At 49.5% G+C, this 19,768-nt stretch carries 23 protein-coding genes; 15 read left to right on the top strand and 8 right to left on the bottom strand.

Annotated elements, in window-relative coordinates:
• Window positions 1-661: 661 nt before the first annotated feature.
• The 5 genes from SynRS9902_RS05730 to SynRS9902_RS05710 all read right to left on the bottom strand — a co-directional run bounded on the left by SynRS9902_RS05730 (window position 662) and on the right by SynRS9902_RS05710 (window position 5,999).
• Window positions 662-3,916: an exodeoxyribonuclease V subunit gamma gene (locus SynRS9902_RS05730; RefSeq protein WP_186510307.1), complete on the bottom strand. Its 3,255-nt coding sequence runs from the start codon at window positions 3,914-3,916 to the stop codon at window positions 662-664.
• The gene (locus SynRS9902_RS05725; protein ID WP_186510542.1) at window positions 3,910-4,530 is read right to left on the bottom strand and encodes a metallophosphoesterase; all 621 of its coding nucleotides are present in this window, start codon (window positions 4,528-4,530) and stop codon (window positions 3,910-3,912) included. Before SynRS9902_RS05725 ends, SynRS9902_RS05730 begins: the two co-directional genes overlap by 7 nt.
• Before the next feature lie 67 nt (window positions 4,531-4,597).
• Window positions 4,598-4,933 (bottom strand): hypothetical protein, encoded by a 336-nt coding sequence (locus SynRS9902_RS05720; RefSeq protein WP_114987829.1) that lies wholly within the window; start codon window positions 4,931-4,933, stop codon window positions 4,598-4,600.
• Window positions 4,933-5,253: an MgPME-cyclase complex family protein gene (locus SynRS9902_RS05715; RefSeq protein WP_186510306.1), complete on the bottom strand. Its 321-nt coding sequence runs from the start codon at window positions 5,251-5,253 to the stop codon at window positions 4,933-4,935. Before SynRS9902_RS05715 ends, SynRS9902_RS05720 begins: the two co-directional genes overlap by 1 nt.
• Window positions 5,250-5,999, bottom strand: a complete 750-nt coding sequence (locus tag SynRS9902_RS05710) for a pyridoxine 5'-phosphate synthase (protein ID WP_186510305.1) — start codon at window positions 5,997-5,999, stop codon at window positions 5,250-5,252. Before SynRS9902_RS05710 ends, SynRS9902_RS05715 begins: the two co-directional genes overlap by 4 nt.
• A gap of 26 nt (window positions 6,000-6,025) precedes the next feature.
• Here SynRS9902_RS05710 and SynRS9902_RS05705 point away from each other — a divergent pair, with 26 nt between their 5' ends.
• From SynRS9902_RS05705 to grxD, 4 genes are read left to right on the top strand one after another with little or no spacing between them, the layout of a single operon-like run.
• Window positions 6,026-6,781: a lysophospholipid acyltransferase family protein gene (locus tag SynRS9902_RS05705; protein ID WP_186510304.1), complete on the top strand. Its 756-nt coding sequence runs from the start codon at window positions 6,026-6,028 to the stop codon at window positions 6,779-6,781.
• Between the two features lie 28 nt (window positions 6,782-6,809).
• A complete protein-coding gene (locus tag SynRS9902_RS05700; protein ID WP_186510303.1) occupies window positions 6,810-7,337 on the top strand; it encodes a hypothetical protein in 528 nt (175 codons plus the stop codon).
• Between the two features lie 48 nt (window positions 7,338-7,385).
• Window positions 7,386-7,634 (top strand): BolA family protein, encoded by a 249-nt coding sequence (locus SynRS9902_RS05695; protein ID WP_186510302.1) that lies wholly within the window; start codon window positions 7,386-7,388, stop codon window positions 7,632-7,634.
• A gap of 19 nt (window positions 7,635-7,653) precedes the next feature.
• Window positions 7,654-7,977, top strand: coding sequence for a Grx4 family monothiol glutaredoxin (gene grxD / locus SynRS9902_RS05690; RefSeq protein WP_006851683.1), 324 nt, complete (start codon window positions 7,654-7,656; stop codon window positions 7,975-7,977).
• 1 nt (window position 7,978) lies between these two features.
• Here the strand turns inward: grxD and SynRS9902_RS05685 are convergent, their stop codons facing one another.
• Window positions 7,979-8,251: a DUF6761 family protein gene (locus tag SynRS9902_RS05685; RefSeq protein WP_115082587.1), complete on the bottom strand. Its 273-nt coding sequence runs from the start codon at window positions 8,249-8,251 to the stop codon at window positions 7,979-7,981.
• Window positions 8,252-8,325: 74 nt separating this feature from the next.
• Between SynRS9902_RS05685 and SynRS9902_RS05680 the strand changes: the two genes are divergently transcribed.
• Complete coding sequence (locus tag SynRS9902_RS05680; RefSeq protein WP_186510301.1) at window positions 8,326-9,093, top strand: response regulator transcription factor; 768 nt, start codon at window positions 8,326-8,328, stop codon at window positions 9,091-9,093.
• Between the two features lie 81 nt (window positions 9,094-9,174).
• Here SynRS9902_RS05680 and SynRS9902_RS05675 read toward each other — a convergent pair whose 3' ends face one another.
• Window positions 9,175-9,351, bottom strand: coding sequence for a hypothetical protein (locus tag SynRS9902_RS05675; RefSeq protein ID WP_186493457.1), 177 nt, complete (start codon window positions 9,349-9,351; stop codon window positions 9,175-9,177).
• Window positions 9,352-10,762: 1,411 nt separating this feature from the next.
• On the opposite strand from SynRS9902_RS05675, the gene SynRS9902_RS05670 reads away from it, so the two are divergent.
• From SynRS9902_RS05670 to SynRS9902_RS13825, 3 genes are all read left to right on the top strand, one after another.
• The gene (locus SynRS9902_RS05670; RefSeq protein WP_186510300.1) at window positions 10,763-11,599 is read left to right on the top strand and encodes a hypothetical protein; all 837 of its coding nucleotides are present in this window, start codon (window positions 10,763-10,765) and stop codon (window positions 11,597-11,599) included.
• A gap of 157 nt (window positions 11,600-11,756) precedes the next feature.
• Entirely contained in the window at window positions 11,757-12,005 is a 249-nt protein-coding gene (locus tag SynRS9902_RS05665) for a hypothetical protein (protein WP_186510299.1), read from the top strand.
• A gap of 33 nt (window positions 12,006-12,038) precedes the next feature.
• Window positions 12,039-12,257 (top strand): hypothetical protein, encoded by a 219-nt coding sequence (locus SynRS9902_RS13825; RefSeq protein ID WP_186510298.1) that lies wholly within the window; start codon window positions 12,039-12,041, stop codon window positions 12,255-12,257.
• A gap of 656 nt (window positions 12,258-12,913) precedes the next feature.
• On the opposite strand, the gene SynRS9902_RS13820 is transcribed toward SynRS9902_RS13825, so the two are convergent.
• Entirely contained in the window at window positions 12,914-13,081 is a 168-nt protein-coding gene (locus tag SynRS9902_RS13820; protein ID WP_186510297.1) for a YgjP-like metallopeptidase domain-containing protein, read from the bottom strand.
• 243 nt (window positions 13,082-13,324) lie between these two features.
• Between SynRS9902_RS13820 and SynRS9902_RS13615 the strand changes: the two genes are divergently transcribed.
• The 7 genes from SynRS9902_RS13615 to SynRS9902_RS05625 all read left to right on the top strand — a co-directional run bounded on the left by SynRS9902_RS13615 (window position 13,325) and on the right by SynRS9902_RS05625 (window position 18,715).
• Window positions 13,325-13,882: an acyltransferase gene (locus SynRS9902_RS13615; protein ID WP_255446223.1), complete on the top strand. Its 558-nt coding sequence runs from the start codon at window positions 13,325-13,327 to the stop codon at window positions 13,880-13,882.
• Between the two features lie 77 nt (window positions 13,883-13,959).
• Window positions 13,960-14,949 carry an acyltransferase family protein gene (locus SynRS9902_RS13610; protein ID WP_255446222.1) on the top strand — a complete coding sequence of 330 codons (990 nt, stop codon included), beginning with the start codon at window positions 13,960-13,962 and terminating at the stop codon, window positions 14,947-14,949.
• Between the two features lie 44 nt (window positions 14,950-14,993).
• Window positions 14,994-15,338 (top strand): SGNH hydrolase domain-containing protein, encoded by a 345-nt coding sequence (locus SynRS9902_RS05645; protein ID WP_186510296.1) that lies wholly within the window; start codon window positions 14,994-14,996, stop codon window positions 15,336-15,338.
• A 493-nt stretch (window positions 15,339-15,831) separates the two neighbouring features.
• Window positions 15,832-16,050: a recombinase family protein gene (locus tag SynRS9902_RS13815; RefSeq protein ID WP_186510541.1), complete on the top strand. Its 219-nt coding sequence runs from the start codon at window positions 15,832-15,834 to the stop codon at window positions 16,048-16,050.
• A 290-nt stretch (window positions 16,051-16,340) separates the two neighbouring features.
• On the top strand, window positions 16,341-17,501 hold the full coding sequence (locus tag SynRS9902_RS05635) for a hypothetical protein (protein ID WP_186510295.1): 1,161 nt from the start codon (window positions 16,341-16,343) through the stop codon (window positions 17,499-17,501).
• Between the two features lie 21 nt (window positions 17,502-17,522).
• Complete coding sequence (locus SynRS9902_RS05630) at window positions 17,523-17,684, top strand: hypothetical protein (protein WP_186510294.1); 162 nt, start codon at window positions 17,523-17,525, stop codon at window positions 17,682-17,684.
• A 125-nt stretch (window positions 17,685-17,809) separates the two neighbouring features.
• The gene (locus tag SynRS9902_RS05625) at window positions 17,810-18,715 is read left to right on the top strand and encodes a glycosyltransferase family 4 protein (RefSeq protein WP_186510293.1); all 906 of its coding nucleotides are present in this window, start codon (window positions 17,810-17,812) and stop codon (window positions 18,713-18,715) included.
• Window positions 18,716-19,768: the final 1,053 nt, after the last annotated feature.

The raw sequence follows: 19,768 nt of genomic DNA, 5'->3' as shown, positions 1-19,768 counted from the left end.
CAGACAAGAATACGTCAGAGCAAGAATTGAATTCAGCTCAATTGTCGCTTCCAGCTTCGCTTACTCTAAGGAACGAAAGAGTAATCAAAAAAATGATGAGCATAGAAGAGGTAAAGAGAAACTTGTGGGATTAAGGAACACAAGCGCAGACCAACCAAGGACTAGGGCCACGCAGACATGGTCGAGCTTCCAAGACTGGTCGACACGCTTGATAGCATAACTACGGAGGCATGATCACCACGAAAACAACAATAATTGTGCGACGAGTAGAAACAAGACAAGGCAAATCTGCCCCCAAGGCATCGAAAAAATGATCCAAATTCAAAGGATCGCTACCCGATAAAACAGCAAAGAGGCTGCAGCATCCGACTGAAAATTCATAGCTCATATCAACTCAAAGCCGAACCCGAATTTCGAGCAATAAAAGCTTTCAACCTTCAAAAAACTGTTTAGATGAATCAACAAAGTTCAGCGCAGATTAATGCACTGGAAGTACTTAAAAATCCGCCCATTGATCCTTATCTATTACTGGCGTCAACAAGAGCCAAGCAATCACAAAAAACAGAACCTCAATTCAGGCTGAAATTACCAATCAGATAACGGAGAGAATAGCCTAATAAATCTCTCAAGAAATGGCCTGAAAATCGGTTCTTTGCGAAAGCTATTTTGTCAATCTCAGATAAGTCAACAGCGGGCCATACAGAAGCTGGCATGCCTCCTGGAATCCGGCCTGATCCATCAATTGCTCCGCAGCGATATCCGTGCCGAAGCAGAGCTGCATCACCGGGGTGGCCCCTTCCTCCTGCCAGGTCTTGCGGAAGTCCTGCGGCCCCTCCCCCGGTTTGCGCCGGTCTTTGGCCACCATCTGCCAGCCGCTCTTCGGGGGAACTGGCCAGCACCGCTCCAACCCCTGTTGTGCCAGCCGCACCAGCTGCTGCAGCTGGTCCTCGGCTTCAGCCGTCGGCAACGCCGTCCAGCGCAGGTGCACCTCTGCGCCGGCAACCCGGGTGCTGCGGGCCACCACCGCTGAGCCGGCAGCGGGCGCCGATCCCTCAGCGCACAGCAACAGATGCTGCAACCAGCCGCGCATTACCGCCGCGGCCGTGAGCATCCCGGGCTGGACCACCACCTGGGTGTCGCCGGCGTAAAGCAGGGGCATCGGCAGGCCGGCGAGCACCGGCACCTCCCGGCGGCAGGGACCAAGCGATGCGAGCTGCCGTTGCAGGGCCTGCCAACGCCTCTGCAGTTCCTCCTGCTCAAGGGCCGCGCCAGCCCCCGCCGGCAGCACACCCTGGCCCGCCAGCGACGCCGTCCAATCCGGAGCCGATCCGAGAATGAAGTGCTCCTCAAGCTCGTGGTTGAGCAGCAGATAGCGCTGCAGGCCCTCCAACTCGAGCGCCTCGAGATCCTCCACCGCCTCAATGCCTTCCCCAGGCCGCAACCCCCGCGCCTGCAACCAGACCTTCTGGGGCTGCTGCAACCAGGCCAGCAACGCTTCAGGGTCTAGGGCCAGATCATCTCCGTCCCGTCCCTCGGCCTCGTCATCGTTGATCTCCGGCTGCCAGAGCGATGCCCAGGCCAGGCCCTGGGCGTTCGGCACTGAAGCCGGAGCAGCATCCAGGCAGCGCCTGGCCTCCAGCTGACGCCGATCACAGCTGAGCGGCGCCTCGGGCCGGAAGTTCTCACGGGAGAGGGGGTTAGCCGCCGGCATGATCAACAATCCCTCCGTGGAGACACCGGCCCGTTGCAACTGCTCCTGCAGCACTGCAAGCCACTGTTCAACCGGCGCAGCAGGCGGCTGGGGCTCACCGGTGCGCTCCAGCCGCCCGCACCAGCTGATCAGCAGATGACGGCGTGCCGACATCAAGGCCTCCAGCAGCACGTAGCGGTCCTGGTCGCTGCTGCGGGGATCCCCCAGGCGCCGTTGCTGCTCGAGCAGATGAAAGCCAGGGCGGCGGCTCGGGCGTGGAAAGTCGGCGCTGTCGAGGCCCATCAAAACCACCACCTTGTGGGGGATCGCCCGCATCGGCTCCAGGGCACTGATGGTGAGGGCGCCACTGCGGTGACCGAAGCGACCGCTGTCCACCGACAAGGCCTCCTGCAACACCTCCAAGGCCACGGCTGCATCGAGGTCCAGGGGGCAGTCTTGGGCCCGCAATCGCCACTCCTCAAGGGCCGCCGCCCAGCTCTGCGACTCATCGGCCCAGGCCCCACCCTCAGCGAACAGCTCCTGCAACAGGGTCTGCAGCAGCTGCACCCAGTCATGGCACGGCCGGGGCTGTCGCAGGCGATCGAGCATCCGCGCCAAACGGTCCAGCAGCGTCCACCAGCGAACCAGGCGATCGGGATCCAGCTCCTGCTGGAACGGTGCCGCCCCTGCTGGAGCCAGGCCCGGCTCCACCGGCAGCACCAGGCCCAGCAGCCAACGGTCGAGACACCAACGCAGGCTGTGCACCTCATCCCCACCCCGCTCGCGGGCATCCAAGCCCCAACGAAAACCACTGCGTTGCAGTGTCTGGGTGATCAGCACCGCCTCCTCCGGCGTGAGTCCCTGCTGGCCCTGCAGGGCCGGATTGGCCAGCAGACGTTCCAGCCCCGTGGCGGTGAGGCGTGTGGCCGCCAGCTCCAGCAGCGTGAACATCGCCATCGACAACCCCGGACTGCTCTGCTGACTGCGGTCGGTGAGGCGCCAGGGCAAATCGACACCGATGGCCGCCATGTCGTTGAACACGGAGCTGAGCAGCGGTGCATAGCGCTCAATCTGCGGCGTCATCACCAGCACATCGCGGGGCGCGAGATCGGGATCGGCCGCCAGCCACTGCAGGATGCGATCACGCACCAGTTGCACCTCCCGCCAAGGTCCCGGCGCCGCTTGAAACAGCAGCGACTGGTCGTCGGAGGAACGCTCCAATGCGGCGACGCTGTCGGCATCCACCAGCTGCTGCTGAAGCTGATCGAGCAGGGTGGGCTGGCGCTCTTCCGCTGCGGCCATCTGCAGAGAACCTGCAAACAGATCCCCTTCGCGTCGCTCCCCCAGCTGCGCTTCACCGGAGCCCTCCAGCAACTGCTGAAATTCGGCACCCATCCGCCCAAGCACGGCCTCCAGGCGCGGCGCCTCCGCCAACCACCCCCCATCGGGCGGAACCAGCCAGTCATCCCCGAGCGAAGCACGCCGACTGCCGCAGCGTTGCCACAGATCCGGACACGGGGTGAGCAGGTAGATCTCCACCTCCAGCAGACCGGACAAGGCCTGAATCAGATCCACCTGGACCGGTGCGAGAGCACTGATGCCAAACAGCCGCAGCCGATCCGGCAGCAGGGCTGGATCAACGTCTCCTCGCCGGAGCCGATCGACGGCCTCACGCACCTGCAGGCCAAAGGGAGCCCGGGGAAGCCGTTGGGCCAGCAATCGCCAGAGCACGGGCTGCCAGTCGTCATCGGGCCGCGGCCGTTTCCACTGCTCCAGTTGATCGGGGCGGTAGAGGGCGTAATCGTCCATGGCATCGGCGATGGTGCGTGCCAGCTGCCAACGGTCCCGCGTCAACCCCGAGGCCGTTCCTTCACGCTGGGTAAGCCAGGTCCGTAGCGGCTGGGCGACGGGCTGCTCCAACAGCTCCGGCAGCAGCTCGAGCACAGCCCACACCAGCTGGCCCGCCCGCCAGGGATCGTCCTCCTGCGCGGGGAGATGCAGCACCTGACGCACCAGCTGCCGCAGGCGACTGCCCGGGAAGGGGAACCGCACCAGGGAACTGATGCCATTGGCCGTGGCCAGCTGTTCCCCCAACCATCGGCTGGTGGGCCAGGTGTTGACCATCACCTCCACCGTTTCCAGGGGGCCCGGCTGCTGCTCGATCAACTGACGGGAAAGCAAGCGAGCCAGAAATTCAGCCCTGTTGCTTCGATAAACCGTCAGCAAGGGCCAACTCCAGCCAGCACGGCATCGGTTGCAGCTCCTTCAACCTGAACGACCGCATCGGTTTGCGGGCAGTAGGCCGATAAACAACCGCCGTAGACCGCACCGGTGTCGATCAGAACGATCGCGCCGAGGCGTTCCACATGGGGACGGGGCGTATGGCCCACAACAACCTGGCCAAAACGACCGTCATAGGCCTCCCAGAAGGGATCACGAATGGAGAGATCCGGTTGGCCCGCTGCATCGAACCCGGCATGGGTGGCGCACCAACCGTCACCGCGATAAACGAGCGGAAGCTGTTGCAGGCGCGGCAACCATTGGCGAACGCTGCTGTCGCCCAACTGGGCATAGGTGGCGTGCTGAATCAAGCCATCCCTGGATTCAAGGGCATCAATGAGGTCTTGCTCATGGTTCCCGCGCAGCCATGTGGCACGGCCGGCCTGGACCAGATCCCAGACCAGATTCATCGTGGCGGGAATGGCCTCACCACGGTTGATCACATCCCCGCAGAAGACCAGATGGTCGTTCGGCGGCAGGGTGGCGAGCAGATGACAAAGGGGCTGATGGCAGCCATGCACATCTCCAATCACCCAGTGCCGACGGCTGTGCAGGTTCAAAGCAACAACCTGGAGATGCGTCAATTCTGATGCTCAGCCAGGCATCGCCAAGAATCCGGCATGCAGATCAGAACAAACCGAGAAAGCGCTTGCGTTCCTTGGGTTGGCTCGGGTCTGGCTTGGGTTTTTCGGGGGTTTCGCGCCGGTAGCGGGGCTTGGCATCACCAACGGTGACCAGGGGATCGTTGTTCTTGAACCAGATCCAGTCGCGAATCGGCGGCGTCTCCGTGAGATCACGGCGGGTCAGCCCCAACCCCAGCTTTGCTGAAGCCCCCAGCAGGATGTCCACCATCGCGTCCCCGTCGGGGCAAGTGGCCAACGCCTTGTTGGTTTTCTCCGCACCATCGAGGGCCTGCACCAGCAGTGCAATGCGCTGCTGAACGGGAAGGGAACTGGGATTCATCAGACGGCACCGGCAAGGGCATCGGGAATCCCCGCGGAGGGAGCTTCAAAGGTCCCCACAGCCACGTACTCCAAGCGCAGTTTGAGGAAGGTGATGAAGGTGGGATCGGTGGACACCACAGCGGCAGCGGGCTGGGGAATGGTTGCCTTGAGCTCAGCCAGCCCAGGGGAAGACAGGAAAGCCGGTTGCTTCACCAGCCAGAAATCGATGGTCTTACCGGTTTCGGCGTAGTTGCGTTGGCGCTCCCGCAGCACTTCCTCCAACGGCTCCTCCACGGTGAGGAAGCGCTCGCTGGCTGCAACGAAGTGGTAGGTGGTCATCCGGGCGCCTGTCCGAAAAGGGGATCAAGGCGGGGATTCTGAACCAAGACCTTCATATCCCGCACAGCCTGTTGCAGTCCGACGGCGACAGAGCGGGCCACGATCGTGTGGCCAATGTTGAGTTCTTCCATCCCAGGAATGGCCGCGATGGGCTCAACGTTCTGATAAGTGAGGCCATGGCCGGCATTGACCCGCAGACCGAGCTGCCGGGCGATGGCCGTGCCCTCCTGCAAGCGCGCCAGCTCCTGGGGCTGGGTGCTCCAGTCGGCATCGGCATAGCGCCCCGTGTGCAATTCCACCCAGCAGGCCCCCATGGCTTTGCAAGCCTGGAGCTGGGTGGCCTCCGGATCCACAAACAGGCTCACAGGTATCCCGGCGGCCTGAAGGGTGTGCACCATTCCCCCCAGGGAGGCCTCTTGTCCGGCCACATCCAGGCCCCCCTCCGTGGTGACCTCCTCCCGCCGTTCCGGCACCAGGGTGACCATGTCGGGCTTGATCCGCAGCGCAATCGCCACCATCTCCTCGGTGGCGGCCATTTCCAGGTTGAGGCGGGAGCGCACGGTCTGGCGCAGCAACTCCACATCCCGATCCTGGATGTGACGCCGGTCTTCCCTCAGATGCACGGTGATCCCATCGGCCCCACCGAGTTCGGCCAGCAGTGCCATCGACACCGGGTCTGGCTCGACGGTCCGCCGCGCTTCACGGATGTTGGCAATGTGGTCGATATTGACGCCGAGGCTGGCCATGACGGGGCAGTCGTTGGCCGGATCCTATGCAGCTTTGCCTGGGGGATTTAGGTTCTCAGGCATCGAATCCGATCAGCCCGTTGCAAGCGGCCCTGGCGACCCGAGAAAACAGCCTGCGTGTCGGCATCGACAGCTTCTGGGCCCCCCTGGCGATGTTCACCACCCAGGATCTGGCGCTGCGCCTTCAATTCCGTGAGCGTCTGGTGCTCAACCCAGAGCATCTCCCCCATCAGGGCCCGGTGCTGCTGGCACCGACGCACCGCGCCCGCTGGGATGCCCTGATGCTGCCGATGGCCGCTGGCCGTCGGGTCAGTGGCCGCGACTGCCGCTTCATGGTGACCACCACCGAAATGCGGGGGCTGCAGGGCTGGTTTCTGCAACGGCTCGGCTGCTTCCCGGTGGACCAGGGACGGCCCTCAATGACCACCCTGCGTCTGGCCATCGACCTGTTGGCCGACGGACAGCAAGTGGTGATGTTCCCCGAAGGCAGGATTCACCGGCAGGACGCAGCGATTGAGCTGCGGCCAGGCCTGGTGCGTCTGGCCCAACTGGCCCAGAGCCGAGGTGTTTCCGTTCCTGTGGTTCCCGTTGGCTTGGGCTACAGCCAGGCCCCACCTCGGCCCTTCAGTCGGGCAGCGCTCTGTTTCGGAGCACCGCTCAGCGTGCCAGCCAAGGGAGATCGTGAGGCGACGCGGAAGTTCAACAGCGAACTCGCTCGGGCGATGCATACGGCTGAACAAGCGGCCCGTGCTGCCGTTGGCCGACCGCTTCAGAGCTTCTAAAGTCCGCCAACGTTTTCTTGCTGGTCTAATGGGTTGTCGCGCATTGCTGACGACTGCTGCACTGGTGGCAACCCTGGGCGTCACCGCAGCTCCCGGCATCGCCCAAACCTCAGCCGAGAACCGCGTTCTGGCTCAGAGCCAGGGTGGATTCAACCCGGCGGCCGTTCGTTTGATGCTGGCTGAGGGCGATGCTGCAGCCAGCCGGGGAGATCTGGCCGAGGCACGGGCTGATTACGACAAAGCCCGCAAAGCCTCCAAGCAGCTCCTGGCCTTCTATCGCGACCTGAGTGGTGCCTTCCGGGGGCTTGATGCTCGGATCCCCCGTGAGATGGACACCAAGGGCCGTGAAGCCCTGGAACTGCTGGCGGAAACCAACCTCCGCCTGGCAGCCCTGTTCCGCCGTCAGAATCAGCCTGAAGTGGCTGTCCCGGTTCTTGTCGAGGTGGTCAAGCTGATGACGCCGGCCAAGCCTCAGGGTCAAAAGGCCTATCAGAGCCTGCTGGAACTGGGCTTCGTTGAAACCGAATTCCGGGGTGAATCGGCTGCCGGCCAATGAGCCGGTCTGTCAGCATCTGAGCCAGTCCCCTTTTGCACAACTGCCGCCATGGTGCAGCCGGATGCCGTTGAAGCCGCGATCCAACAGGTCATTCCCGACGCCAACGTCACCGTTGATGACCTCACCGGTGGCGGTGATCACCTCCAAGTGACGGTAGTGTCGTCTGCTTTTGCTGGCCTTTCACGCATCCGTCAGCATCAAATGGTGTACGGCGCGCTGCAGCAGGAATTGGCCAGCGAAGCGATTCACGCCCTCGCCCTCAACACCTCAACCCCTTCGGACGCTGCGTCCGCTTAACGCCAACTCACGCTCAACGATGGACCCCTCCACCAAAGCTCGCATCGAAACTCTGGTCGCTTCCAGCCCGATCTTCGTGTTCATGAAGGGCTCCAAGCTGATGCCCCAGTGCGGATTCTCAAACAATGTGGTGCAGATCCTGCACTCCCTCGGTGTGGCATTCGAGACATTTGACGTTCTCTCTGATCCAGAGATTCGTCAGGGAATCAAAGAATTTTCCAGCTGGCCCACCATCCCCCAGGTGTATGTGAAAGGGGAATTCATCGGCGGCTCCGACATCCTGATCGAGATGTACAACTCCGGAGAACTTCGCGAAAAGCTGGAGATCGCTCTCGCCAGTTAACTCAATAGCCCTGGGGATGGCGCATATACAAGGTGCTCACATCCCCGTCAGGGCCAATGAAGCTGGAAGGATCCAGGATCCAGCGATCGATCAATTGCTCGAGACGATGCTGAGAGCGGGGGTCAAGCGAGCCTGACTTCCGCAATGCATGCAGGTAGCCGTCGGAATACAGCCGAAGCTCCGACGGGGTGTGATATCTCGTCGTCAGCTCCTGGCAGGCATCGCAGAGCGATTGGAAATGGCGGATGGCTTCAGGGTCGTCGAGTGATGTCATGAGATACAACAGCAGCCCCTGCTACCAGCCTGACAGGAATTTCGGCTTAGCGTAGGCGCGCCCGGGCCGATCCAGTGACCTCCACTCCCCACGACCTCACGGCGGAAGCGTCTGCAGCCAGCACCGATCCGGTGGTGATGCCAAGCCCCAGCACCGGTCAGGAACCTTCTCGAGTGTTGGTGGTCGAACCGCACCCCACCCTGCGCACGGTGCTGGTGCAGCGGCTGCGTCAGGACGGTCATCTCACCGCAGCAGTGGGCAGTGCCGCTGAAGCTTTGGAGGTCTGTCAGGAACAGTCACCGGATCTCCTGGTGAGTGCAGAACTGCTGGAGCGCAGCTCCGCCCTGCGTTTAGCGGAGCAGCTGCGTTGCCCGGTGATGGTGCTGACCGCACGGGCCGGAGCCGAACCGGTAGTGGGCCTGCTGGATGACGGTGCAGACGATGTGCTGCGCAAACCCTTTGGCCTCGAGGAACTCGCCGCCCGCTGCCGCACCCTCCTCAAGCGGGGGCACAGCGGCCTACAGGAGCGGGTCACCGTTGGTCCGCTGGAGGTGCATCTGCTCCTCCGTCAGGTGACGCTGCGGGAGCAGCCGGTGGAGCTCAGCCCCCGCGAATTTGCCCTGCTTTGTGCGCTGTTGATGCCGCCTGGGCTGGTGCGAAGCCGACAGGAACTGCTGCGAATGGCATGGCCTCCCTTCAGCGGTGGCCCCCGTTCGGTGGACACTCAGGTGTTGACCCTGCGCCGCAAGCTGGAGCAGGCCGGTCTTGGCGAGGGCGGTGGAATCACCACCGTGCGTCAGCGCGGCTATCGTTTCAGCCTCGACAATCTGCCGTCCAGCTGAATCAAGTGAATTCATTCCAGTCAGAGACTGGAATTTTGTGGTCAGGGCCAATCAATATCCTGCACGACGCAACTTATATCATCAGCTGCCTGTGGGGAACAGTTCATTCGTCTTGTGGTGACGAAGGGCCTGCTTCAGCTGAGCCTCTTTGGTCGGAACCAGATGGTGCGAGGTCACCCAACCCAATTCACAGAGGTGATTCACGCAGACTTTGAGCTGAACCGTTCCGCAGGGGAGGTTGGTGAGTTCAGTTGTCATCCGATCGAAACAACTGCATTAATTTCAACGTCTAAGCGACCCATGGCAATGCCAGACATCTGGACAAAATCAAGAGGTGTTGAAAAGACCATCCTCATTGCTTCATCAAGGCAGGCAAGACAACATAGAGCTGTCGACACCCGGAAGCCCCCGCCGTGATCGGATTAACCAGGCTGTATTGCAGCCAGGGAGAAAGATTTCTTCTCATCGATGTTGCCTCTGAAGAGGCTTCGAAAAGAGCCGAGGAACTGCTCGACGACGGCTGGGAGATCGAAGCGGAAATACCGGTCTGATCTTAGAAGCCCTTTACGAACAGATTGGAAGGGAATCGGAAACCGGCAGGCATTCAATGGGGTAGGAGATTGTTTTTAAAAGAAAACGCAGACGAAACGCGAAAAGCGAGATGAACATCAGACTTCAAAGATTCAAAGTTGCAAAAAAAAGAGGAAAGTTGAGAACTCACGGTACAGTTGCTTGACGCAAGCAGATAGGTATTTAATATGAGAACGATACAAATGAATCAAGCAAAAACGGTTTACTATCGAGGAAAAGGAAAGAGCATCTTCAATCTGACGCGGCCCAACAATCACAAAGTAACAGCAAGAAAAAAGTAAAACTAGACGCAAATACACAATAAGTCAGTCAAAAGGAAGGGAATATGGATTGAAAATATGATCAGACTGTCACCTAAGGGCCAAAAAAACAAAAGTCAGATTGATACTAACAATAGTAATTTGAAAATTTAAAGTAACACGCATTCAAACTCGAAAAAGCCAGAAGAGGGGGACACAAGAAATACAAACAAGTGGAAATCAAGAGTTATTTAAAAAAATTCTTTGAGATACAATTAAGAAAGGATAAAAAGTACGCTAGAAAAGCAATGAGGGCAGTTCATGCAGAAGAAATTTGACAATGACAACACAATTGCAATAATGGCTCGGAAAGAGAAATCGCAATTCCAACAATCTGTTGAGACAAGAAAGGGCTTGTAATGGAGTGGTGTAAAATTGAGCATCTAAAAGAAAAAAGAGTGATGCACGAAAGGGTGAAGGTAAACAAGGATTAGACCAGCAAAAAAATCATAACGATGAATGGAAATTAAAACAATTAGGTACGATTAAAGAATGGAACCGTGACAAAGGAAAACCACTTAAACCAGACCATAATGTTAGCTGAAGAGCACAAAGGAATAGGGGGAGCGATAGAATAGAAGGGATAAACAGACAAAAGGCGTAGTAAAAAATCAAATCAAATATCAGATGCAATTAAATGATTAAGACCACGAGAGCCCCATTGACAGAACAATCTAATGCGCTAAAATATATAAAAAATTCACTAAATGGACATAATAGTAACACTGGCTGAATTTGATCACATTATAGGTGCTCTGGTATTGTATAACTCACTAAAGATGAACGGTTTTGAGGGGATTTTTATAATTGGTTATAGAAATATGATCACTTTAAGCGAAGATATCAGAAATTTCGTGAGTGAATCTAATGACTTAGTTTTGGAGAAGATAAATCCGTCGATACACTTGGCAAACTATAAACCGAACTTTATGAAGCTCATATCAAACAACATAAACGAAGCAACAACTATCACATATCTCGATCCGGACATAGTTGCAAATTGCCCAGTCGATTTTATTTTATCATGGTGCAAGAATGGACCTACTGTTTGTGCAGATGTAAATTACCATATGTCGGCAAATCATCCATCACGATTGAGATGGCTTGAAATGACAGGGTGTCTAGCAAAAAGAGATTTGGAAATTTATTTCAATTCAGGATTCTTGTCAATAAATTACTCTGATTTAGATTTTCTGGACTTATGGATTGATCTTATAGATAAGTATGGAGCCAATGACGTTGCAATAAATGGCAAGGGCGATATTAGCGATTGGAGAATAGGTGGTCGATGGAATAGCATTTTTTCACCGAATCAAGATACATTAAATATGGCGTTAATGCTGTTTGAGAAATCGATTGTCACACTAGGGCCGGATGCCATGGGATTTGTGGAAGGTGGGGTGCGTTTGATACCACATGCAATAGGAAAAAATAAGCCGTGGAGACGTAATTTCATTGCTGATGCATTTAAAGGTAAACCTGTAAGACTTGTAGATATTTTGTTCTGGAGATACGCGAATTATCCTTGCCCGGCTTTCAAGAAGGGCAAATGCAGCTACAAAAGGATTGAATTAAAGTTATCAAAACTGATATCAAGAATTATTAGGAAAACTTAATATTGGATTGTCAATTTGAAAATCACGGATAAAGGTTTAAGGCATAGAGAAGTATACGACGTGTAAAAATGGAGAGAAAGAAAAGACGAATGCACCATCAAATACTACTTAGAATAAGCCTATAGCAAAAAAATACAAATCAAAACTTAGAATTCAAATGCTTCGGGCGATGGGAGCATCAATAGGTAAAAATATATCATTAGGGAAAGTTTATGTATCGTTCCCAGAATTATTGAAAATTGGAGACAATTGTATTATTAAAGATAATGTTAGATTTAGATCTGGAGGCTCATGGCAAAGAGGAACAATTGAAATTAGTAGTGACTGTTTTATAGGTTATGGAATGCAGATAAATGTTGGATCAAAATTCTTTGTAGGATCTTCATCATTAATAGCGCTTGGTTGAATTTTTGCTGACGCCAATCATAATTTTGAATTGGTGAATATAACCATCAAATCACAAGATGCGAACTACAAACCGATAACTATCAATTCTGATGTTTGGATCAGATCTAGTTCAATTGTGCAGAGTGGTGTTGTACTTGGTAAGGGTTGCATTATTGGTGCTAGCTCACTTGTAAATAGGAAGCATGATGAATACACGAGAAATGCAGGAAATCCTGCAAAACAAATTGGTAGAAGAGGCCCAAGCGTATAATTATCAAAAGAATTAAAAAAACTATGAAGCAATATAATCAATCATTAAAAGGGCAGATTGAAAAAAAGAATGAATAATAACGCTGGACATTTGGACAAATCAAGAGTTGCTTGCAGGAGTGTCTTCATCGCTTGATCAGCGCAGCCGGATCGACATGGCGCTATCGACACCCAGGGGCACGCCGTGATTGGATTAACCAGACTGTATTGCGACCAGGGAGAGAGATTTCTCCTCATCGATGTTGCCTCAGAAGAGGATTCGAAGCGGGCCGAAGAGCTGCTCAACAATAGATGGGAGATCAAAGAGGATATACCGGTCTGAAAAGAAAAACAGTTTCACCCTCAGATTGAATGAGGATCGCGAAAAACATATAAGGAATTGAGGAGGTGACCTAGGAAAGAAATCACTCTAGAGACAACATGTCTCAGGCTACGACTGGATTTAAACGCTAAGCACTGGTAGGAAGTTGCGAACAAAAATTAGTCATGACCTGCAGAACCAATTCCAATATCCGAGGGTTTGGAGCCTTGTCAGAACCATTGTCTCAATTGGCAGGAGGTTCCAACATGGTGAAAAAACGTAAAAGGGAGTGCCTGGGTGCATCCAATCTTTTGAGTTGCTACACACCAGCAACAGCGAGTACATGCAGAAGACCTTCAGTGCAGCGTCCCTGTGAACTTCAACCACTGACTGTGCTCCTTATGAGCAGCGTCAAACCGCCTGACCAACACACCGAAACCCTTGGAATAATTGGGATGGACCGGGTTGCACAACTCATGAACCACCACATTGTCAGTAATGACATAAGATGCCTCTGCTGACAAAAACTATGCAGTAGTTGCAAATGCCGACTCCGCCGAGTCCTCGCCGAAGATCTCTGCCAGGTAAGGAACCAAATAAATAGCAGCAAACTACATAACGAAAATCTAAGGGTCAGTCATTGCTTTCCTTAAGTCCAAGGGAACAAGAAAGACCTGGGGCATATCAGGCATCGCAAAGGGATGCAAACATCTTTTTAGGTATGAACCTGTGAATTTACTGTAAAGTAATTCGACGCCCAGGATGAGATGACTGCGAGGTATAGCGACACTCACTCAAATACTCCATCAAAGCAAAGTCGGTATAGACCAGAGATTGATGGATTAAGAGCATTTGCCGTAGTCGCAGTCATCATCAACCATTTCAACAAGGACATTCTTCCAGGTGGATATCTAGGAGTTGATATTTTCTTTGTCATATCTGGATATGTCATAACCTCATCACTGTTCGGAAGGCCAAGCAAAGATTTCAAGGATTTCATAAGTGGGTTCTATGAACGCAGGATCAAAAGACTAGTCCCTGCACTATCTGTTTTTGTTCTAATCACGAGCGTCGCGATCTGCTTGCTTAAACCAACAGCAGGATCATCTTTACGGACTGGTCTAACATCACTATTTGGTCTATCCAATCTCTACCTTCTCAAGCAATCGACTGATTACTTTGCACAGTCAACAGAACTCAACATCTTTACTCATACATGGTCCCTTGGAGTTGAAGAGCAATTCTACATATTGTTTCCCTTTCTAATTTGGTTCTCAGGATATGGAGGACAAACAAAAAATGGTCTCGCAATCTTTTCCTCATAATTGCATCACTGACAATTGCTTCGCTTATTGCATTTATTTATCTATACCCAACCAACCAATTAGCAGCATATTTTCTGATGCCGACGCGATTTTGGGAGATGGCAGCAGGATGTCTGAACTTTATTGGATTTCAGAAGCGAGCATCTATTGAAAAATTGCTAGAGAAGGTGCCACCTTTTCTGGTGGTGGCATTGATTGTGGTTGTGATGTATTTACCGATGTCATTAGCGGCAGCATCCACCGTAGCAGTGGTTGCCCTGTCATCCATCCTGATCGCCTCATTGAAGAAGCAGACAGCAGCATTCAAGGTCTTCACCAATCCTAAGGTCGTCTATGTCGGCCTGATCTCCTACTCGTTGTATCTATGGCACTGGGGTGTGCTCTCAATCAGTCGTTGGACTATTGGCATCCACTGGTGGTCAGTGCCGTTCCAGGTCGCAGTGATGCTGTGTATGGCGGTTACTTCGTACAGATGGATCGAGACACCACTTCGTAAGGGCAACTGGCATGGAAAACGATGGAAAACCTTAGTGCTTGGTGGTGGTGTATTGGTTACTCTTTCAGGTGGCCTGGTTGTTCTTGGTAAACAACTAAAGGGAAGTTTTTACCTTGGTGATAAATCTGATGAAAGCAAATTCATGAGATTAACAGGGGATAACTGCCCTGTCGGAAGAGAATTCAAACTAGAAATGGTTGAAGATTGTATTCTTAAGTCAAACAATGGAAGGAGACTGCTGGTAATTGGCGATAGTCAATCTAGGCATTTAAGACCGCTGCTGGAAATGCTTAACGAGGTTGATGGTTTTGATATATTGTTCTATAAATCGAGTGGGACCAACTTCCCATCATTGACAGAAACAAGAAGAACAAATAACAAAAGCCCTGATGACTTCAGGAAGCATTACAAAAAAACGTTAGATCACTTTGATTATTACTTTGCTCAACTAGAGAAGGGTGACATTATGATTCTGTCATCTCGATATGAATTAAGGTGGGGGAAACGCCCAATCCCTCAGCAACAAAGAGACATGAGTTTTCATACTACGATGCAAATAACAAAATCCTGAATCAAAAAAATGCCTTTAATTAATGGAAGATACTTTTTGGCGACTTGGCAGAAAAATCCGCCGACAAGGGAATTGAAGTGATTATCTTTAATTCTATTCGAACATTCCCAAATAGAATCACAGGCACAAGCAAACAATGGTTTAATTCATTGAGCAAGCGGAACATTGGGGTGGATAGGAAATGCTTGACCGAAAACTATCGTAAGGTCAATGAGGCATTAAATGATGTTGCAAGAAGTCATTCAAATGTCAAGATCTTCGATATATGTTCAGAACTCTGTCCAGAGTCCAAAGAGATTTGCACTCCAGAAAAATACAAAGATCAATGGCACCTTTCTAAATCAGGTTCTCTGTCCCTGCGCAAAGGTCTCTTAAATAAACTCAACTGAGTCAGCAAAATCCATAGATAAATCCAAATATCTGATGCTTGACAATTCACCAGAACTCGCTCTGATTGATTCCATAAATTGGTTTAAAAATAGTTGCTAAAATTTAAGTACAGACTAATTTGTCATTGACTCACAGCTACATGATCATAAGCAACAAATCGCCTGATTCATTTAGGTCGATAGCGATAAACTTAACCTTTGAAGTAACAATTCAGCAACCGCAACCATGATCATTGGGGTTTGCGCTGCACAGTTGAGGGAGAGTTACTTAAGGTTTGTGAGTGTCGAAAGACAAAAGACTCAACTACGAACAAGACAAAGCGAGAAAAACTAGATTTTTTTCCCTTCAAAAAACAGAATCTGGAATGTACAACTGTTTCGACAGATATTAGAAATGACAGCAATGGCAACTCGGGGTTACGGGAGGACAACCACCATCGAAGAGAGCAACAATCGCCAAGAAATAACGCTAAAAAAAGCATGATGCGAGCAAATCTATGGAGAACAGATCACTGAGATCTCTGCTTATAAAGAACGCCCTGAACTCTCAAAGTGCTTGGATAATCTCAGTGTTGGAGACAACCTTGTGGTCCATAAACTCAACAGACTCGAACGCTCCATGGTCGAGATGCTCGAGCACACCGCATTAATTGAGCGAGGGGTCGCAATCAAGACGTTGAATACGCCTAGTGACCGAACGTCGGAACATTAATACAACTAAAGAACAGAAGGGACGAACTTACATGTGGAGATGCAAAATTCGGGAGAGAAACGGAAAACAATACAACAAAATGAGACGACCTTAAATAAATAGAAGTTTTTAGGACAAAAATGATAAAATATGATGTGATATAGGAGTCGCATGATCAACCGATTGAATTGAAGGATCTTAGAAAAGTATCACAATGAACTATTTTAATCTAAGGGCCAAAGCAAGAAAGCAGAAATAACATCCAATTTAATCCAAAAATAGTTAATTAGAAAACCAGCAGGGCAACCAAAATGAGCAAATTAAATATAATATTTATACTCGGGACTCTGGAGGAACACAAGTGCGGGGTTTCTGACTACGTGAGACGGGTATGCGCATATCTAGGCAAAAAAGAGTACAATTGCACATGCATAGCCATAAATGATAAACATATTTGCACAGAGAAGAGGATTAGAACAAAACTTACTGGCACAGAGAATATCGAATTATTGAGACTATCATCGAAGATAACTTGGTGGGAGAGAATTCAAATTACAAAAAAGAGAATTGAGGCGTTAAATCCAAACTTAGTGTCTATACAATTTGTGCCATATGCCTTCAATAGCAAGGGGTTGGCTTTGCCCCTAATCGCATTGATATTATTTACAAGCAAAAAAGTAAAATGGCATATCATGTTCCATGAACTATGGGTATTGCAAAACAATAATGATTCAATAAAAAACATCATAAAGAGAATCATCGGAGAAGCTCAGAAAACCATAATCCTCGCAATAACATATATCTGCAGACCGAACATTGTACATGTCTCCAACCATTCATACCAGTTAAGACTAGCAAGTTATGGAATATGCTCAGACATACTGCCAGTCTTCAGCAATATTCCATTTATCCCAATCAAAGAAACGATCACGAAAAATAGTAATTCATGGAAATTTGTGATATTCGGAAGGATCACGGAATTCTGGAATCCATATGAACTCCTCGCAAATGTAGAAAAAGCCCGCATAAAGCATGGGATTGATCACTGCGAATTCTTATCAATTGGTAAAACTGGTGAAAGGGGAAAAAGAATATGGCAGGATATAAATATCTTAGCCAAAACATTGTACCCTGCATTCACGTTTCACTACAAAGGAGAAATTTCACAGGAAGAAATATCCTTACATCTACAGACCTCTGACTTTGGGCTATCAACAACACCCTCCGCCTTGCTTCAGAAAAGTGGGTCAGTAGCAGCTATGTTGAGCCATGGATTACCCGTAATAGTCAGCAGGATATCGGGACAACACGATACATTAAAAAAGACTCTTATGGAGAGAGAAAGATTTATATTACTTAACAAGGATTTTCAGGATAAACTAGGGACAGTAAATAAAATTGATAGACCAACTGATTCATTTTATGAAATAATAAAAAAATTTGAATCTGATTTATCCCGTGCGTATAATTAACAATTTGGTAGACTTACAACAATGGCTCTAACTAAAAATAGAACTATGATGAAGCAAGAAAAACAAAATATAGAAACAGCAAACCGAAACAACAATGATTGTAATCTCTCACCCAAAATTACAGCCTCTAAAGATAATCCTGAAATCATAAAAAGTGGAGAAGAAGGTGATTCATTCCCATGAAAATATTATTCACAAGTCACAGATTTAGCCCTGATGTTGGAGGCATAGAAGTCAACTCAGAAATATTGGCTGAGTATTTTTCATCTAGAGGCCACCAAGTTCGATTAATTACACGAACGAGTGAAATGGACGAAAAGACGAGACCATACAAAATCTATCGCAAGCCAGCAATATTCACGGTTCTAAGACAATATGCTTGGGCCGATATAATTTATCAAAATAATATAGAACTAAGATCACTTTGGCCAAATATCTTATTCCGTAAACCCTATGTAATCGCCATAAGAACCTGGGTAAGAAGTCCAAAAGGTAAAAAGAGAATTGTTGATTATCTAAAAAGGGTTACACTTATGTTTGCGGAATACGTAATATCTATAAGTGATGCGATAAGAAAAGATTCATATAAAGACTCAATAATAATTGGAAATCCGTATAGAAGTAATCTATTTAAAATTATAGATGATATAGAAAGAAGGGATACGGTCGCATACCTAGGTCGTTTCGTGACGGATAAAGGTATTGAACTATTGATAAAGGCATATTCAAGAACACATCTCACTAATATTCCATTAACGCTAATAGGCTCAGGGAACGATGAAACAAAATACTTAAAACTAGCAAACGAAGTTGGAATAAGGCTACGATTAACTGGAAATTTATATGGTGAGAATCTTGTTAAGGAGCTGAACACACACAAAATATTAGTTATTCCATCCCTTTGGGAAGAACCATTTGGAAATGTTGCATTGGAGGGAATGGCATGTGGTTGCTTGGTACTGGCATCCGATGGTGGAGGACTTCCTGACGCGGTTGGCAAAGCGGGGTTGACCTTTAAAAGAGGATGCATAGATGATTTGGTTCAGAAAATAGCTTTTATTTACCAGAATAAGAATGTTGAAATGAATATAAGAAAACATATAAAAGAGCATCTCAGCAATCACTTAGAAGATGTTGTATGCAATAAATATCTAAATGTACTTGAAAGAGCATATTCCAATAGGAAAAATCAAAATCAGCCAAACAAATATTGATTTAAAAATGGTTGATATTAATACATGTAGCAGGCGTATCAAAATGACATAGATAATCGCAAAATCATTAAGATTAATAGAGGGGAAATTTCATCATCGGGGTTGTGATAAACACACAAGAGAAACTATAAAATATCCTTGATACATAAAAAAGGAACTTGAGAAGCTTAGATTGAGATTCATTGTGGATTTAGGAAATAACAGAAGAGAGATGTGGTAAAGCAATATATCTGATAAAATTAGAAGAAATATATAATCGTAAAAGTGAAGAGTCAGGAGATTAAAAACAAAACCATTTTCTTATATACCAATAAAAAAGAATTAATAACCTTGGGAATATTCTTAACCCTATATTTATGGATACAATGGGTAAGGCACTTAAGGTTGAAACCATTTTTGTGAAAGTGAACAAAAATCAAGATAGCCAATACTTATTAAGAATTAATACGGTAATGAATATTGCAAAAAAGTCTCTAATTTATGGTTATGAAATGAACAGAGAAGGCTAGAATGAAATCAATTAAAATTTAAGATACTAGACATAGAGATGACCTAGGGCTAAGGTCAAGAGAAGATCATGAAAAAATTGAATAAAATGCCCAAAAGTATAAAGATACCGAGGATTAATGATTCCAAATTAATTTCCTAAATAAAAGAATCATGGCCTATCTAACACAGCTAATAGAGGGGAAAAGAAATATTTAACCCAAATCTCTATAATATCAAAATATTAAGTGTAATACCTGAAAATTTGACAGTTATCAATCCTCTAGAAATATAAGCTTAAAAGAGAATTGATTGCCAAATATAGTGGAGTAATAGGGACATCATTACATGCAATTGTGATAGCAAAGTCATTAGGAATTCCTGAAAAGATTGTCCTCTGTAGTAAAGAAGTTCAATTCATATAAGATAACTACTTACTATCAACTTGAAGGAAGATATTTACCGATACTATTGAACAAGCCATAAGAGGTAGCCATTACCGCAACCAGAATACTCAATAGAATTAATGCTTAGGTCTTTACCAATAGATATAGCCTATGACAGTTA

The organism is Synechococcus sp. RS9902, assembly GCF_014279635.1.
Taxonomy (GTDB): Bacteria; Cyanobacteriota; Cyanobacteriia; order PCC-6307; family Cyanobiaceae; genus Parasynechococcus.
The sequence above is the reverse complement of the archived record's forward strand: the minus strand, read 5'-3'. Positions and strand labels throughout refer to the sequence as shown.

Bases quoted from the DNA above. Each gene is read 5' to 3' on its own strand.
- SynRS9902_RS05630 (WP_186510294.1), top strand. From the start codon at position 17,523: ATGGCTCTAACTAAAAATAGAACTATGATGAAGCAAGAAAAACAAAAT.
- grxD (WP_006851683.1), top strand. From the start codon at position 7,654: ATGGACCCCTCCACCAAAGCTCGCATCGAAACTCTGGTCGCTTCCAGC.
- SynRS9902_RS05715 (WP_186510306.1), bottom strand. From the start codon at position 5,253: ATGACCACCTACCACTTCGTTGCAGCCAGCGAGCGCTTCCTCACCGTG.
- SynRS9902_RS05705 (WP_186510304.1), top strand. From the start codon at position 6,026: ATGCAGCTTTGCCTGGGGGATTTAGGTTCTCAGGCATCGAATCCGATC.
- SynRS9902_RS05625 (WP_186510293.1), top strand. From the start codon at position 17,810: ATGGACGAAAAGACGAGACCATACAAAATCTATCGCAAGCCAGCAATA.
- SynRS9902_RS05685 (WP_115082587.1), bottom strand. From the start codon at position 8,251: ATGACATCACTCGACGACCCTGAAGCCATCCGCCATTTCCAATCGCTC.
- SynRS9902_RS05700 (WP_186510303.1), top strand. From the start codon at position 6,810: ATGGGTTGTCGCGCATTGCTGACGACTGCTGCACTGGTGGCAACCCTG.
- SynRS9902_RS05720 (WP_114987829.1), bottom strand. From the start codon at position 4,933: ATGAATCCCAGTTCCCTTCCCGTTCAGCAGCGCATTGCACTGCTGGTG.
- SynRS9902_RS05710 (WP_186510305.1), bottom strand. From the start codon at position 5,999: ATGGCCAGCCTCGGCGTCAATATCGACCACATTGCCAACATCCGTGAA.
- SynRS9902_RS05670 (WP_186510300.1), top strand. From the start codon at position 10,763: ATGAACGGTTTTGAGGGGATTTTTATAATTGGTTATAGAAATATGATC.
- SynRS9902_RS05695 (WP_186510302.1), top strand. From the start codon at position 7,386: ATGGTGCAGCCGGATGCCGTTGAAGCCGCGATCCAACAGGTCATTCCC.
- SynRS9902_RS05675 (WP_186493457.1), bottom strand. From the start codon at position 9,351: ATGACAACTGAACTCACCAACCTCCCCTGCGGAACGGTTCAGCTCAAA.
- SynRS9902_RS05635 (WP_186510295.1), top strand. From the start codon at position 16,341: ATGAGCAAATTAAATATAATATTTATACTCGGGACTCTGGAGGAACAC.
- SynRS9902_RS13610 (WP_255446222.1), top strand. From the start codon at position 13,960: ATGCCGACGCGATTTTGGGAGATGGCAGCAGGATGTCTGAACTTTATT.
- SynRS9902_RS05665 (WP_186510299.1), top strand. From the start codon at position 11,757: ATGCTTCGGGCGATGGGAGCATCAATAGGTAAAAATATATCATTAGGG.
- SynRS9902_RS13615 (WP_255446223.1), top strand. From the start codon at position 13,325: ATGACTGCGAGGTATAGCGACACTCACTCAAATACTCCATCAAAGCAA.